At 62.7% G+C, this 15,736-nt stretch carries 13 protein-coding genes; 10 read left to right on the top strand and 3 right to left on the bottom strand.

Annotated features, from left to right (window positions below; genetic code table 11):
• Nucleotide 1: 1 nt before the first annotated feature.
• Nucleotides 2–727, bottom strand: a complete 726-nt coding sequence (locus tag NLY37_RS26560; protein ID WP_023669513.1) for a 3-deoxy-manno-octulosonate cytidylyltransferase — start codon at nt 725–727, stop codon at nt 2–4.
• A gap of 192 nt (nt 728–919) precedes the next feature.
• Between NLY37_RS26560 and NLY37_RS26555 the strand changes: the two genes are divergently transcribed.
• The 7 genes from NLY37_RS26555 (at nt 920) to NLY37_RS26525 (ending at nt 10,482) form a co-directional block, all read left to right on the top strand.
• Nucleotides 920–1,585, top strand: coding sequence for a c-type cytochrome (locus tag NLY37_RS26555; protein WP_023688767.1), 666 nt, complete (start codon nt 920–922; stop codon nt 1,583–1,585).
• Between the two features lie 151 nt (nt 1,586–1,736).
• The gene (locus NLY37_RS26550) at nt 1,737–3,614 is read left to right on the top strand and encodes an extracellular solute-binding protein (RefSeq protein ID WP_023740776.1); all 1,878 of its coding nucleotides are present in this window, start codon (nt 1,737–1,739) and stop codon (nt 3,612–3,614) included.
• Entirely contained in the window at nt 3,614–5,482 is a 1,869-nt protein-coding gene (locus tag NLY37_RS26545) for an extracellular solute-binding protein (protein WP_023740777.1), read from the top strand. The genes NLY37_RS26550 and NLY37_RS26545 overlap by 1 nt, the downstream gene beginning before the upstream one ends.
• A 174-nt stretch (nt 5,483–5,656) precedes the next feature.
• Nucleotides 5,657–6,754, top strand: coding sequence for a microcin C ABC transporter permease YejB (locus NLY37_RS26540; protein ID WP_023669509.1), 1,098 nt, complete (start codon nt 5,657–5,659; stop codon nt 6,752–6,754).
• On the top strand, nt 6,754–7,893 hold the full coding sequence (locus tag NLY37_RS26535) for an ABC transporter permease (RefSeq protein ID WP_023682037.1): 1,140 nt from the start codon (nt 6,754–6,756) through the stop codon (nt 7,891–7,893). The genes NLY37_RS26540 and NLY37_RS26535 overlap by 1 nt, the downstream gene beginning before the upstream one ends.
• On the top strand, nt 7,890–9,521 hold the full coding sequence (locus NLY37_RS26530) for an ABC transporter ATP-binding protein (protein ID WP_023740778.1): 1,632 nt from the start codon (nt 7,890–7,892) through the stop codon (nt 9,519–9,521). The genes NLY37_RS26535 and NLY37_RS26530 overlap by 4 nt, the downstream gene beginning before the upstream one ends.
• A gap of 19 nt (nt 9,522–9,540) precedes the next feature.
• Nucleotides 9,541–10,482: a 2-hydroxyacid dehydrogenase gene (locus NLY37_RS26525; RefSeq protein ID WP_023669506.1), complete on the top strand. Its 942-nt coding sequence runs from the start codon at nt 9,541–9,543 to the stop codon at nt 10,480–10,482.
• A gap of 12 nt (nt 10,483–10,494) precedes the next feature.
• Here NLY37_RS26525 and NLY37_RS26520 read toward each other — a convergent pair whose 3' ends face one another.
• Nucleotides 10,495–10,851: a hypothetical protein gene (locus tag NLY37_RS26520; RefSeq protein ID WP_023740779.1), complete on the bottom strand. Its 357-nt coding sequence runs from the start codon at nt 10,849–10,851 to the stop codon at nt 10,495–10,497.
• 104 nt (nt 10,852–10,955) lie between these two features.
• Complete coding sequence (locus tag NLY37_RS26515) at nt 10,956–11,888, bottom strand: class I SAM-dependent DNA methyltransferase (protein WP_023725790.1); 933 nt, start codon at nt 11,886–11,888, stop codon at nt 10,956–10,958.
• 105 nt (nt 11,889–11,993) lie between these two features.
• Here NLY37_RS26515 and NLY37_RS26510 point away from each other — a divergent pair, with 105 nt between their 5' ends.
• The 3 genes from NLY37_RS26510 to NLY37_RS26500 all read left to right on the top strand — a co-directional run bounded on the left by NLY37_RS26510 (nt 11,994) and on the right by NLY37_RS26500 (nt 15,709).
• On the top strand, nt 11,994–13,004 hold the full coding sequence (locus NLY37_RS26510; RefSeq protein WP_023740780.1) for a ligase-associated DNA damage response exonuclease: 1,011 nt from the start codon (nt 11,994–11,996) through the stop codon (nt 13,002–13,004).
• A 244-nt stretch (nt 13,005–13,248) separates the two neighbouring features.
• Nucleotides 13,249–14,847, top strand: coding sequence for a cisplatin damage response ATP-dependent DNA ligase (locus NLY37_RS26505; protein WP_023740781.1), 1,599 nt, complete (start codon nt 13,249–13,251; stop codon nt 14,845–14,847).
• Between the two features lie 43 nt (nt 14,848–14,890).
• Nucleotides 14,891–15,709 (top strand): isocitrate lyase/PEP mutase family protein, encoded by an 819-nt coding sequence (locus NLY37_RS26500; RefSeq protein ID WP_023740782.1) that lies wholly within the window; start codon nt 14,891–14,893, stop codon nt 15,707–15,709.
• Nucleotides 15,710–15,736 lie beyond the last annotated feature (27 nt).

The raw sequence follows: 15,736 nt of genomic DNA, 5'->3' as shown, positions 1-15,736 counted from the left end.
CTCAGGAAAGAATTTGTCGGGCGCGTTCGAGGTCTTCCGGCGTGTCGACGCCCAGCGGCAGCGATTGCACGATCTCGGCATCGATGCGCATACCGGCCTCCACCGCCCGCAACTGCTCCAGCCGCTCGCGCCGTTCGAGCGGCGAAGGTTTTAGCGCGACGAAGCGTTCGAGGGCTGAGCGCCGATAGGCGTAGAGGCCGACATGGTGATAGAGCGGCCCCTCGCCCCAGGGCGCGGTGGCGCGGGTGAAATAGAGCGCCTTCAGCCGCGTCGCCGACAACGGCGAACCGACGATCTTGACGACGTTGGGGTTGGCCTTTTCCTCGTCGCGGACGATCTCGACGCCGAGCGTGGCGATGTCGACCGCAGCGTCCTCGAACGGTTTCAGCGCCGCACCGATGATCTTGGGATCGATGGTCGGCAGGTCGCCCTGCACATTGACGATGGTTTCGACCTTGCGATCGGGGTCGAGGGCGGTCAGCGCCTCGAAGATACGGTCGGAACCGGATTCGTGGTCGGTGCGCGTCATCACCGCCTCGAAACCGTGCGCGCGCACCGCTTCGGCCACGTTGCGCGTGTCGGTTGCCACCACTACCCGGCCAAGCCCAGCCTCAGCGGCGCGGCGGGCGACATGGACGATCATCGGCGCGCCGGCTATGTCGGCCAGCGGCTTGCCCGGCAGGCGCGTCGAGGCCATGCGGGCCGGGATCAGGATGAGCGTGGACATCGAGGTGCAACGCGTTCGAAAGAGGATGGGGAAAGTGGCAAAAGGTCTCACTGGAAGCGCCCTTATAGGTGTTGCAACGCCCAAGCAAAAGACCTAGTTTCCGCCCGATTTGGCCGGCTCGACGGGGTGGGTCACGATACCGACGGACGGAGTGGACGGAGAGGTCCGCCGGAAAAGGGAGCCCTGGGGCGTATGGATTCCAACGAAGTCAACAAACTGCTCGCCGGGTTGCTTGGAACCTGTTTCGTCGTCTTCTCGGTCGGTTTGGTGTCCGACGCCCTGTTTGCCTCGCCGGCGCCGGAAAAGCCCGGCTTCGCCATCGAGGCGACGGAGCCTGCCGAAGGCGGCGCCGCCGGCCCCGCGGCAGAGGCCAAGCCGATCGCCGACCTTTTAGCCACCGCCAATGTCGAGCAAGGTGCGGCCGTCTTCAAGAAATGCCAGGCCTGCCATTCCGGCGAAAAAGGCGGCCCCAACAAGGTCGGCCCGGATCTCTGGGACATCGTCGACCGCCCCGTCGCCGAGCATGAGGGCTTTGCCTATTCGGCCGGCATGAAGGAGTTTTCCAAGGGCGGCGCCGAGAAGTGGACCTATGACAACCTCAACCACTTCATCACCTCGCCGAAGAAATTCGTGAAGGGCACGGCGATGGGCTTTGCCGGCCTGCCAAAGGACGAGGACCGCGCCAACGTCATCGCCTATCTGCGAACGCTGTCGGACAGCCCAAAGCCGCTGCCGACGCCAGGTGCCGCCGCTGATGCAACCGCGCCGGGCAAGCCGGCCGAGGGTGCTGCTCCGGCCAAGCCGGCTGAAGGTGCAGCTCCAGCCCCTGCGACGCCGGCACCGGCGCCCGCCAAATAACCGAATTGTCATCTCCATGATCTCAAAAAAGCCGGGTTCAGCCCGGCTTTTTGTTAGGAAAATCGCATATGCGGCGACAAAGCCGCCGCGTGGCGGTTTTCACCGGCGTCAAATCATTTAGGATCGCCGGGCATCGCGAAGAGGAGAACGCATGACGGTTGGCCGAACGCTTCTGAGGTCCTTTCTGGTTGTGGGCGCCCTCGCAGGCGGCCTGCAGGCAGCCTTCCCCCAGGAATGGCACACCACCTCTTCGCTGATCGGCCCCTCCAAATATGGCGAGAATTTCCAGCGCTACGATTATGTGAATCCGGATGCACCGAAGGGCGGTACCTACAATTCGGTCGTTTCCGGCACGTTCGACAGCTTCAATCCCTATATCGTTCAGGGATCGCCGGCAGCCGGCCTGCAGCCATTTGGCGGCGGCCTGCTCTACGACACGCTGATGGATCAGGCGACTGACGAAGGCAGCGTCAGCCACCCGCTCATCGCCGATGCCTACAAGTACCCGACCGACTATTCCTCGGCCACCTACCGGCTCGACCCACGGGCGAAATGGCATGACGGACAGCCGATCACCACTGACGACGTGATCTGGTCGTTCCAGGTGCTGAAGGCCAACAGCCCGATGTACAGCCGCTATTTCGAAAACGTCACCGACGCAGTCGCTGTCTCGGACCGTGAGGTCGAGTTCCACTTCGACCAGAAGGGCAATCGCGAACTGCCCAAGATCCTCGGCGACCTTGTCGTGCTGCCCAAGCATTGGTGGGAAGGCACCGACGCCAATGGCAAGAAGCGCGACATCACCAAGGGGACGCTGGAGCCGCCGCTGGGCTCGGCTGCATACAAGATCGCCAGCTTCAAGGCGGGGTCGGAAATCGTCTGGCAGCGCGTCCCCGACTATTGGGGCGCCAAGCTGGCTGTGAAAATCGGTCGGGAGAATTTCGACACGCAGCACTTTACCTACATTCTTGACGACAACGCCTCCTGGGAGGCGTTCAAGAAAGGTGGCCTCGACGATATCAAGCCGGAAAACAGCTCGAAGCGCTGGGCGACGTTTTATGATTTCGCGGCGATCAAGGCCGGCGATGTGATCAAGCAGGAGTTCAAGACCACCTCGCCCGAGCCGATGCAGGCTTTCATGCTCAACCAGAGACATAGGTTGTTTGCCGATCGTCTGGTCAGGGCCGCGCTCACCTACCCGTTCGATTTCGAATCGATGAACCGCACGCTGTTCTTCGGTTTCAACACTCGCACCCACAGTTATTTCCAGGGCACGGACCTAGCCTCCAGCGGCTTGCCGCAAGGCAAGGAATTGGAGATCCTGGAGAAGTACCGCGACAAGCTGCCGCCGGAAGTATTCACCCGGGAATTCAAGTTGCCGGTCTACGATTCGCCGCAGGCGGAGCGCAAATATCTGAAGCAGGCGGTCGACCTGTTCGCCCAGGCCGGCTGGGTGATCAAGGGCGGCAAGATGGTCAACGCCAAGACCGGCGAGCCATTCAAGTTTGAAATCCTAGGCTCGAATGAAACCGACCAGGTCATTTCCAGCCCCTGGATCGCCAATCTGCGCAAGATCGGCGTCGATGCGACACTGCGCATCGTCGACCCGAGCCAGTACACCAACCGCGTCAGAAATTTCGATTACGACGTCATCACAGGACAGCTCCAACAGTCGGAATCGCCCGGCAACGAGCAGCGCGATTTCTGGAGCTCCAAGGCCGCCGACACACCGGCATCGCGCAATTATTCCGGCATCAAGAACCCGGTCGTTGACGCCCTTGTCGACCGCATCATTTTTGCCATGGATCGCGATGACCTCGTCGCCACCACCCATGCGCTCGATCGCGTGCTGCTGTGGAATTACTATGTGGTGCCGCAATACTATCGTGCCGTTGTGTGGCTGGCTTACTGGAACAAGTTCGGCATCCCGGAAAAGCAGCCCGGCTACCGTGGCGCCGATATCGATTCCTGGTGGATCGATGCGGACAAGGAAAAGGCCCTGGCCGCCAAGTACAAGGGCAGCAATTGATGGCGGGGCTCCCTCGCCGCGATTTCCTGGCCCTCAGTGGCGCCGCAGCCGTTGCTGCGCTGCTGCCGGGCAAGGCTTTCGCCGCCAGCCCAACCGGCGTGAAACTGCATGGACTGTCGGCTTTCGGCGACCTCAAATACAAGCCGGACTTCACTCATTTCGACTATGTCAATGTCGATGCGCCGCAAGGTGGCGTCTTCAACTTCCTGCCGCGCAACTGGCTTGCCAACCAGACGCCGCTGACCTTCAACACGCTGAATTCGTTCGTTCCCAAAGGCGATTCGCCCCAGCGCACGGAGATGTGCTTCGATTCACTGATGGTGAGAGCGTACGACGAACCTGACGCCGTTTACGGGCTGATCGCTGACGGCGTGACGATTTCCGACGACCGCAACGACTTCACCTTCTCGCTGCGCCCGCAGGCCCGCTTCCATGACAGCACGCCATTGACGGCAGAGGATGCCGCCTTCACCTTCAAGCTGCTCAAGGACAAGGGGCACCCGTACTATTCCCTGCCGCTAACGCATCTGGATGACGCGATTGCCGTGGATGCCCACACGCTGCAGCTTAGGTTTTCCGGCAAGCAGACAAGCCGCACCATCCTCAACGTCGTCGAGTTCCCGGTCCTGTCGAAGGCTTTCTACACGACCAACCCGTTCGATTCCTCGCAGATGAACCCGCCGTTGGGGTCAGCCGCCTACAAGGTCGGTCGCTGGTCGGCAGGGGCCTGGATCGAATATGAGCGTGTGGCTGATTATTGGGGCAACGACCTGCCGGTCAATCGCGGCCAGAACAATTTTCAGCGGATCCGCGTTGAGTTCTATCAGGACCGTAGCGTTGCCTTCGAAGCGTTCAAGAAGGGAGAAATCCTCTACAGGGAGGAATTCACCTCGCGCGTCTGGGCGACCGGCTACGACTTCCCAGCCTTCACTGCCGGCAAGGTGGTGAAGCACGAATTCCCGGCCGAAACGGTGCCTTCGATGCAGGGCACCGCCGTCAACCAGCGGCGCGAGCAGTTTCGCGACTCGCGCGTGCGGCAGGCGATCGGGCTCTGCTTCGACTTCGAATGGACGCGGCGCAATTTCTTCTACGGTTCCTATGAGCGCTCGCAATCCTGCTTCGAGAAATCCGAATTTCGCGCCGAGGGCAGACCGTCGCCACAAGAATTGGCTCTTCTTGAGCCGCTGCGTGAGCAGATTCCCGCCGAGGCTTTTGGCGAAGCCGTGATCCAGGACGCGTCGAACGGCTCCGGCCGCGACCGGCAGTTGCTTGGCAAGGCGGCCAAGCTTCTGGCCGAGGCCGGCTGGAAACGGTCCGGCAATTTCGTCGTGAACGACAAGGGTGGTCGGTTGTCCGCAGAGTTTCTTGTCGACGACGAAGTCTTCGAACAGGTCTACTCGCCCTGGGTCGAAAACATGAAGGCGGTCGGCATCGATGCCTCGATCCGGCTGGTGGATGCCGCGCAATATCAGCTACGGCAGAATTCGTTCGACTACGACCTCGTCTCGGTCGCGGCCTCGTTTCCGGCGACGCCAACCCGTGACGACCTCGAAACCATTTTCCATTCGCGAGCAGCTACCGTATCGGGCTCTCGCAATCTGCCGGGAACGTCGAGCCCGGCCATCGACGCCCTGGTTGACGCCGCGGGCGCCGCCAAGGATCGCGAAGGCCTGACAATTGCCATGCGCGCGCTCGACCGGGTCTTGCGTGCACGGCGGGATTGGATTCCAAGTTGGTTCTTGGCGAATCATCGAAGCGCCTATTGGGACATGTTCGGTTTTCCCGAGCGGAAACCCGATTTCGACTTTCCGGTCGAAGCGCTGTGGTGGGTCGACAAGGGCAAGGCGGCAAAAATTGGCAAAGGGTAGGCTGTTGCGCGGCACTTTACCCTCCCCCTCGTGGGGAGGGTCGGTGAGCACTTCGTGCGCAGCGCGAATGGCGAACCGGGGTGGGGGTGTGACGGCGTACGCCGGATCGAGACTACCCCCACCCCGCTCCGCTTCGCGGATCGACCCTCCCCACAAGGGGGAGGGTGAAAGCTGATGGGCGCCTACATACTGCGCCGTATCCTGCTGATGATACCGACCCTGTTCGGCATCATGGCGGTTGCTTTCGTCGTCACTCAATTCGCACCGGGTGGACCGGTCGAGCAGGTCATCGCCAGCCTGACCAACCAGGGCGGCAGCGACCGCCTCGGCAGCGGCGGCGGCGATGCAGGAGGCGGCGGCAATTTCGATGTGGCCGGTGACGTCGGCTCGAAGTATCGCGGCGCGCAAGGGCTCGATCCGGAATTCATCAAGAAGCTGGAAAAGCAATTCGGCTTCGACAAACCACCGCTCGAACGCTTCGGCATGATGCTGTGGAACTATGCCCGCTTCGATTTCGGCGACAGCTATTTCCGTGACATCTCGGTTCTTGACCTGATCCTGGAGAAGATGCCGGTGTCGATCTCGCTTGGGCTGTGGATCACGCTGTTGTCCTATCTGATCTCGATCCCCCTTGGCATCCGCAAAGCGGTCAAGGACGGCTCCGCCTTCGACGTCTGGACCAGCGGCGTGATCATCGTCGGCTATGCCATACCGGCCTTCCTGTTCGGCATATTGCTGATGGTGCTGTTCGCGGGCGGCTCCTTCTGGGACTGGTTCCCACTGCGCGGCATCGTCTCCGACAATTGGGACCAATTGTCGTGGCCCGACAAGATCGTCGATTATTTCTGGCACATGACCTTGCCGCTGACGGCGCTGGTGCTGTCGGCCTTCGCGACGACGACGCTGCTGACCAAGAACTCCTTCCTGGAAGAGATACGCAAACAGTATGTGGTGACGGCCCGTGCCAAGGGCCTGTCGGAGCGGCGGGTGCTTTACGGACATGTGTTCCGCAACGCAATGCTGATCGTCATTGCCGGCTTTCCAGCGGCCTTCATCTCGGCCTTCTTCACCGGCTCGCTTTTGATCGAGAACATCTTTTCCCTCGACGGTCTCGGGCTGCTCGGTTTCAGGTCCGTGTTGGCGCGCGACTATCCGGTCGTGTTCGCCAACCTCTATATATTTTCGCTGCTTGGTTTGTTCGTGACGCTGTTGTCCGACCTGATCTACACATGGGTCGATCCGCGCATCGATTTCGAGCGGAGAGACGTCTGATGACGCAGGCTGCAGCCGAGATCACACCGACAAGGATCGCCCGCCCCTGGCTGTCGCCGCTCAACAAGCGGCGCTGGCAGAACTTCAAGGCCAACCGGCGCGGCTACTGGTCGTTGTGGATATTCCTCGCTCTGTTCGTGCTGTCGCTGTTTGCCGAACTGATCGCCAACGACAGGCCGATCGTCGCCTACTACAAAGGCGAGATCCTGTTCCCGGTGGCGGTCGCCTACCCCGAGGAAAAATTCGGCGGCTTCTACGCCGTCACCGACTATCGCGACCCGGTCATCCGCGACGAGATCAACGCCAATGGCTGGATGATCTGGCCGCCAATCCGCTATTCCTACCGCACCGTCAACAATGCGATCCCCGACGCCGCTCCCGCAAAACCGTCATGGGAATACGACGCGCAGAGGCGATGCAGCCAATATCCGCAAGGCGCTGCCGATCCTGACTGCATTGTCGGCAACTGGAACTGGCTGGGTACCGATGACCAGGCGCGCGACGTGCTGGCGCGCATCATCTACGGGTTCAGGATTTCCGTGCTGTTCGGGTTGATCCTGACTGCGGGTTCGTCGGTTATCGGCGTCGCCGCCGGCGCGCTGCAAGGGTATTTCGGCGGCTGGACCGACCTTCTCTTTCAACGCTTCATAGAAATCTGGTCGGCGATACCGCTGCTGTATCTGCTGCTGATCGTCGCCGCCATCCTGCCGCCGGGCTTCTTCATCCTGCTCGGGCTGATGCTGCTGTTCTCCTGGACGTCGCTTGTCAGCGTGGTGCGCGCCGAATTCCTGCGCGCTCGCAACTTCGAATATGTCAACGCTGCCCGCGCCCTTGGCGTGTCCAACCGCACCATCATGCTGCGCCATCTTCTGCCCAACGCCATGGTCGCGACGCTGACCTTCATGCCTTTTCTGGTCAGCGCCTCGATCTCGACACTGACCTCGCTCGACTATCTCGGCTTCGGCCTGCCGCCCGGCACCGCGTCGCTCGGCGAACTGCTAAAACAGGCGCAGAGTAACCTCAATGCCCCCTGGCTCGGTATATCGGGCTTCATCGTCATCTCGCTGATGCTGTCGCTGTTGGTGTTCATCGGTGAAGCAACGCGCGATGCTTTCGACCCGCGCAAGGCGTTCCGATGAGCAGCGAACTCCTGCTCTCCGTCCGCGATCTCAGCGTTGCCTTCACCCAAGGCGGCAACCAGTCGACCGCCGTCGACCACATCTCCTTCGATCTCGCCAAGGGCGAGACGGTGGCGCTTGTGGGCGAATCCGGTTCCGGCAAATCGGTCTCGGCGCTGTCGGTGCTGAAGCTTCTGCCCTACCCGACGGCCAGCCATCCCTCGGGCAAGATCCTGTTCCAGGGCGCCGACCTTTTGGCGATGAACGAAAAGCAGTTGCGCAGCGTGCGCGGCAACAAGATCACCATGATCTTCCAGGAGCCGATGACCTCGCTCAATCCGCTGCACACGATCGAGCAGCAGATCGTCGAGATCCTGGCGCTGCATCAGGGCATGGGCGACCGCCAGGCCAAGGCGCGCACGCTGGCGCTGCTCAACGAGGTCGGCATTCGCGAACCGGAAAAGCGGCTCGACGCCTATCCGCACCAATTGTCCGGCGGCCAGCGGCAGCGCGTCATGATCGCCATGGCGCTGGCCAACGAACCGGAACTGCTGATCGCCGACGAACCGACGACGGCGCTCGACGTCACCGTGCAGGCGCAGATCCTCGAATTGCTGGCGGAGTTGAAGAGCCGTAAGGGCATGTCGATGCTGTTCATCACCCATGATCTCGGCATTGTCAAAAAGATCGCCGACCGCGTCTGCGTGATGACCAAAGGCAAGATCGTCGAGACCGGGCCGACCAGGGACATCTTCGCCAACCCGCAGCACGCTTATACCAAGCACCTCCTGGCCGCCGAGCCGAAGGGCAAGCCGCCGGCCGCCAACGATGCCGCCAAGCCGGTGATGACAGGCAAGAACATCAAGGTTTGGTTCCCGATCAAGAAGGGTTTCTTTCGCACCACCGTCGACAATGTGAAGGCAGTTGACGGCATCGACGTCACCGTGCGCGCCGGCCAGACCCTCGGCGTCGTCGGCGAATCCGGCTCCGGCAAGACGACGCTCGGGCTGGCGCTGGCGCGGATGATCTCATCGACCGGCACCATCCAGTTCAATGGCAGCGACATCAACCAGCTTTCCTTCAACGCCATGCGGCCGCTGCGCCGCGAGTTGCAGATCGTTTTCCAGGACCCGTTCGGCTCGCTCAGCCCGCGCATGTCGGTCTCGGAGATCATCGAGGAAGGCTTGAAGATCCACGAGCCGAAGCTGTCGCCCGATCAACGCGACGACAAGGTCGTCGCCGTGCTGAAGGAGGTCGGGCTCGATCCGGGGACCAGGAACCGCTATCCGCATGAATTCTCGGGCGGCCAGCGCCAGCGCGTCGCCATTGCGCGCGCCATGGTGCTCAATCCACGCTTCGTCATGCTGGACGAACCGACCTCGGCGCTCGACATGAGCGTGCAGGCGCAAGTGGTCGACCTCTTACGCAATCTGCAGGCCAGGCACGACCTTGCCTATCTGTTCATCAGCCACGATCTGAAAGTCATTCGCGCCCTTGCCAATGACGTCATCGTCATGCGCAATGGCAAGATCGTCGAAGCCGGCCCTTCCGAACAGATTTTCGAGCGGCCGCAGACCGACTATACGAAGGCGCTGATCTCGGCCGCGTTCAAGATCGAGACGGCGCCGGTCGGTATCGTCAGCGAATAACAGGGAATACAATCCGCAAATGGAAAAAGGCAAAATCCTGCTTGCCGTCACCGGCTTTCATCCGCAGCGCTGGCGCGAGCTGCTGTCGGCCGAGCGCGAAGTGGTGCTGGAGCCGGACGGCGCTTCGGATCCGTCGATCACCTATGCGGTGGTGTGGAAGCAGAAGCCGAACCTCTTGAAATCGCTGCCCAATCTACGCGCAATCTTCTCGATCGGCGCCGGCGTCGACCATATCTTCGCCGATCCCGGCCTGCCCGATGTGCCGATCGTCAAAGTGGTAGCCGACAACCTCACCCAATACATGACCGAATATGTCGTCTGGCGGGTGCTCGACCATCATCGCCAGGGCATGCTCTATCGTGCCCAGCAGCCGAAGAAGACCTGGCACGAACCGCCGCAGCGGCCGGCCGGCGACATCTCGGTCGGCATTATGGGGCTCGGCAATCTCGGCCGCGCCGCGGCGTCGGTGCTGTTGTCGCTCGGCTTTGCCGTCAATGGCTGGTCGCGCAGCGACAAAGCCATGAAAGGCGTTGCGACCTATGCCGGAGAGGCCGGGCTGATCCCCTTCCTCAACGCCACCGACATACTGGTGGTGCTGCTGCCGCTGACGCCGGACACGCACGGCATCATCAATTACGGCGTGCTGAAGGAATTGCGCAAGCGCAACGGCCTCGGCGGCTCGGTGCTGATCAATGCCGGGCGCGGCCGGCTGCAGAAGGACGCCGACATCTTGCGCGCGCTGGACGACGGCACGCTGAAGGAGGCGAGCCTCGACGTGTTCGAGGTCGAGCCGCTGCCGAAGACCAGTCCGCTATGGAGTCACCCGAAAGTGTTCGTGACGCCGCACGCGGCGGCGACCTCCGACCCTGTCCACCTGGCGCCGAGCATGTTGCGGCAGATGGATGCCTTCGAGCGCGGCGAAAAGCTTGATAACGTGGTCGACCGCAAGGCGGGGTACTGAGGAAGTTCAGGTTCAGCTCGGCAGACTGAACTTCTTCTGCTTGTTGGGCTTGCCGCAGTCGCGGCGGACGATCGAGCGGTTCATGGCGTCGATCTTGCCACTAGCCAGATCAGTATCGCGCTTGCTTTTGGAGCGCATATCCGGCGTGAACGGGCCGAAGCCCATCGCCGGATTGGAGAAGCTCGGCTTGGCGTCCGTCGACAGATGGTATTGCTGCGCCAGTTCGTTGCGCTGCGCCAGCAACTGATCGCAAGGCACGTTGTCATATTGCAGCGACGATTGTACGTCCTGGTCCTGCCGCTCCGACATCGAGCTGCTGCAGCCGGCCATCGCCAGGCAGGACGCCAAGACCATCATGTTCCAGCGCATGTGTTCCTCCTCAATGCCTGCCGAGGGCTTTTCTCGGCTTGTATCCTACCTGATGCCGCGCGAGCCGCAAAAATCCTATTCACGTTTTCGAACAAGACGAGACATCAACCCTTGGACGAGGGCACCGCCAGCGCGGCAAGCCCGCCGACCGGCTGGCGGCGATCCCAGCGGATGACGGTCGGCTGCATCGACAGCACCGACAGGCCGTTTGCGGCAAGCACCCGCTCGACATAGGCTTGAGAATGGGCGTAGCGACGAGACGGCTGCAGCGCAAAACCGGCGTCGCCGCCCGCCCCGCCCTTGGCTGGCGTTTCGACGGAAAAGGCAAACAGGCCATTGGTGGCCAGAATGCCGGCGACGGTCTTCACCACGCGATCGAGCGCGCCGACATAGATGAACACGTCGGCCGCCACCACCAGATCGGCTTTCGGCCCGGCATAGGCAAAATGCTGCAGATCGGCCTTGGCGAGCAGGTCGTAGACGCCCTTGGAGCGGGCCTTTTTCAGCATGGCGGCGGAGATATCGTAGCCCTCCAGCCGTTCGGCGACCGGCCGCAGTTTCTCGCCCATCAGACCGGTGCCGCAACCGAGATCGAGCGCCAGCGAAAAGCGGCCCGGTCTTGCCGCGCGAATGGCGCGATCGAGAAACTCCGGCAGCCGGTAGCCGAGCTTGTCGACCAGCGAGTCCTCGAAAGTCTCGGCATAGTGGTCGAACAGCGTCTCGACGAAGGCGCTGGGTGGCGCTGCGGCAGCCGGCGCCTTGCCGATGAGTTGCAGCTTCAGCGCAGCACCCAGGCGATCCGCCGGGTCCAGTTTCAGCGCCGTCGCCCAGGCTTGAGCCGCCACGTCGAGCCGCTCGGCTGTCTCCTGCATCTCGCCAAGACGGAACCAGCCCGCCGCCCATTGCGGCGCCAGTTCCAGCGCGCCGAGCAGCAGCTCCGCCGCTGCCGCGTGCTCGCCCGAGCCGAAAAGCATCTCGGCATAGTCGGCGCGACGGTCGGCGGTCAGGTCGCCGGACGAGATTTTCAGCGGTTGCATGGCGATGGCCCCGCCGGCTGATGCGGCCGGTGGCTGGCTGTAGGCCGAGTCAGCAGTCTCTTGCAACAGGCTTCCCGCGCTGGAATTAGCCACTATCTTGACTGGATGCGCGCCAGCGACCTGCTCCATCCCCGGCCTGAAGGCCTTTATTGCCCATCCGGCGATTTCTTCATCGACCCGGTGCGGCCAGTCGACCGGGCGTTGATCACGCATGGCCATTCCGACCATGCCCGATCCGGCCATCGTTCGGTGCTGGCGACGCAGCAGACGCTCGACATTATGGGGTTGCGTTATGGCGAGGATTTTGCCGGGACAACGCAAGCGGCCGTGCTTGGCGAAGCGATGGCGCTGAACGATGTCAGCGTCACCTTCCATCCGGCCGGCCATGTGCTGGGCTCGGCGCAGATCGCGGTCGAGCACAAGGGCAGGCGCATCGTCGCCTCCGGCGACTACAAGCGCCAGAAGGACGCGACCTGCGCACCGTTCGAACCGGTCCAATGCGACGTCTTCATCACCGAGGCGACCTTCGGCCTGCCGGTGTTTCACCATCCGCCCGACACGGAGGAGATCGCCCGGCTGCTCAAATCGGCGGCGCAGTTTCCCGAGCGATCGCATCTGGTCGGCGCCTATGCGCTGGGCAAGGCACAGCGGGTGATGCGGCTGCTGCGCGATGCCGGTTATGACAGGCCGATCTATATCCACGGCGCGCTGGCCAAGCTCAGCGAATATTACCAGAGCCAGGGCATCGACCTCGGCACGCTGGAGCCGGCAACCGTCGACAGCGGCGGCAAGCAGGATTTCACCGGGGCCATCGTTGTCGGCCCTCCATCGGCCTTCGCCGACCGCTGGGCGCGGCGCTTTCCCGACCCGATCTCATGCTTCGCCTCGGGCTGGATGCGCATCCGCCAGCGCGCCAAGCAAGGCGGCGTCGAACTGCCGCTGATCATTTCCGACCATGCCGACTGGGATGAACTGACCGCTACCGTCAAGGAGACGGGCGCCGGCGAAATCTGGGTGACGCACGGCCGCGAGGAAGCGCTGGTGCGCTGGTGCGAACTGGAAGGCATCGCCGCCAGGCCACTGCACCTGGTGGGATATGAGGACGAGGGCGATTGATGGTGATTTTTGATCCAGAAATCGCCGGCGCGGCGATCCTTCCCACCCCCCTCTGGCCTGCCGGCCATCTCCCCCGCAAGGGGGGAGATCAGATGTCACCTCCGCTTTCGCCAATCGCCAACCTCGCAAGATGGGCGGCAAGATCAAGGCTGCCAATCTCCCCCCTTGCAGGGGAGATGTCCAGCAGGACAGAGGGGGGTGCGCCAGAACGCAAACCTCTGCCGTCAACGCGGTCCTTGCATCCATGAACCGCTTTGCCGAACTCCTCGACCGCTTGGTGCTGACGCCGTCGCGCAATGGCAAGCTGACGCTGCTCGTCGATTATTTCCGCAGCGTCGAGGACCCCGACCGCGGGCTGGCACTGGCGGCGATCACTGGCGACCTCAACATTGCGGCGGTGAAGCCGGCGATGCTGCGCACGCTGGTCACCGAGCGCATGGATCCGGTGCTGTTCGGCTATTCCTACGACTATGTCGGCGACCTTGCCGAAACCGTCTCGCTGGTTTGGCCGCAGACGCCGGGACATATCCCCAACCGGGAGCCGACGCTTGGCGATGTCGTGGCGAAGCTGCAGGCGGCGAGCCGCTCGGACGGACCCAAGGTGCTGGCCGGGCTGCTCGACAGCGCCGGCATTTCGGCGCGCTTTGCCATCATCAAGCTCGTCACCGGCGGCTTGCGTATCGGCGTTTCGGCGCGGCTGGCCAAACAGGCGCTGGCCGATTTCGGCAAGGTCGATGTCGCCGAGATCGAGGAGCTGTGGCACGGGCTGACACCGCCCTATATCTCGCTGTTCGCGTGGCTGGAAGGCAAGGCCGAGAAGCCGAAGCGGACCGCACTTGCCCTGTTCAGTCCGGTGATGCTGTCGAACCCGGTCGGCGACGGCGACCTCGAAAAGCTCGATCCGGCCGACTATGCCGCGGAATGGAAATGGGACGGCATCCGCGTTCAGGCGGTGTGCGAGGGCGGCGTGCGCCGGCTCTATTCGCGCACCGGCGACGATGTGTCCGGCGCATTCCCCGATCTCGCCCAGGCAATGGATTTTTCCGCCGCGCTCGATGGTGAATTGCTGGTCGGCGAGCCGGTGGCGACCGGCACCTTTTCGGACCTGCAACAGCGGCTCAATCGCAAGAACGTGGCCCCGAAGATACAGCAGCAATACCCGGCATTCATGCGCTGCTACGATGCGCTGCAGATCAACGGCGAAGATTTGCGCGCACTACCTTTCCGCGAGCGGCGGGCCCGTCTTGAGGCCTTCATCACAACGCTGGACCCGCACCGTTTCGATCTGTCGCCGTTCGTCGAATTCCCGGATTGGCAAACGCTGGAGGAACTGCGCCGCGCGCCGCCGCACCCGATCATCGAAGGCGTGATGCTGAAGCGCTGGGATTCGCCCTATCTCGCGGGACGGCCGAAAGGCCCGTGGTTCAAGTGGAAGCGCGATCCGCACACGGTCGATGCTGTGCTGATGTATGCGCAGCGCGGCCATGGCAAGCGGTCCAGCTTCTACTCCGATTATACGTTCGGCGTCTGGTCGGGGCCGGAAGGCGCGGAGGAACTGGTGCCGGTCGGCAAGGCCTATTTCGGCTTCACCGACGAGGAGCTGAAGCAGATCGACAAATTTGTCCGCGACAACACCGTCGAGCGTTTCGGCCCGGTGCGCTCGGTGCGCGCCGACCGCAGCCAAGGCCTGGTGCTGGAGGTGGCTTTCGAAGGTCTCAACCGTTCGACCCGCCACAAATCCGGCGTTGCGATGCGATTTCCCCGCATCTCACGGCTGCGCTGGGACAAGCCGACCGCCGAAGCCGACCGCATCGAGACGCTGCAGGCGCTGCTTGATCGCTAGACTTAATTCCGAACCGGGAGTACCAACCCAGGCAGGAGCGTAGATGATTTCCCGATCCGACAAGGTTGAACGATTTCGTGCTCTTCACAAATCCGGCTGCTTTGTGATCCCCAATCCGTGGGACATAGCCGGCGCGCGGATGATGACGGGTCTCGGCTTCAAGGCGCTGGCGACGACATCGTCGGGCTACGCATTCTCGAAAGGCAGGAAAGACGGAGCGCTGGACGTCAGCCGCGCCGAGAGCCTGGCCTATGCCGCCGATATCGCCGCCTCGACCGATGTTCCCGTTACCGCCGATCTCGAGGACGGGTACGAAGACACGCCCGAGGGTGTTCCCGAGACCGTTCGGCTGGCGGCCGAGGCTGGACTGGCGGGGCTGTCCATCGAGGATCGGCAGCCGAATTCCGATCTGCCGATACGCGATTTTGACGACGCGGTGGCGCGGATAGCCGCCGCCGCAGAGGCCGCGCGAAAATACAACATCGTGCTGACTGCCCGCGCCGACGGCCTCGGCAAAGGCGCTTATGATCTCGAAGAGGCCATTCGCCGCCTCAGGACATTCGAGGCTGTCGGCGTTGAGGTTCTCTATGCGCCGGGTGTGCCGGACCTGGCGTCCCTCGAAAAGCTTTGCCGCTCAGTCAAAACTCCCGTCAATCATGTGATCGGCCAGGGTGTCTCCGGGTTGACCCTCGACCAGATTGCGCAAGCCGGTGTGCGGCGGATCAGCGTCGGTGGATCGCTCGCCCGCGCTGCCGGCGGAGCGCTGCTGACCATCTGCCGGGAGATTGCGGCAGGCGACTTCGGCGCGCTGGACTCCGCCCCGGCCTGGGGCGTCCTGCACAGCCCCAAAGCGATGATTTAGCTGGCAGGAGCCGCGCCCGCAAATCCA

This window comes from Mesorhizobium sp. C395A (assembly GCF_030323205.1).
Taxonomy (GTDB): Bacteria; Pseudomonadota; Alphaproteobacteria; order Rhizobiales; family Rhizobiaceae; genus Mesorhizobium.
The sequence above is the reverse complement of the archived record's forward strand: the minus strand, read 5'-3'. Positions and strand labels throughout refer to the sequence as shown.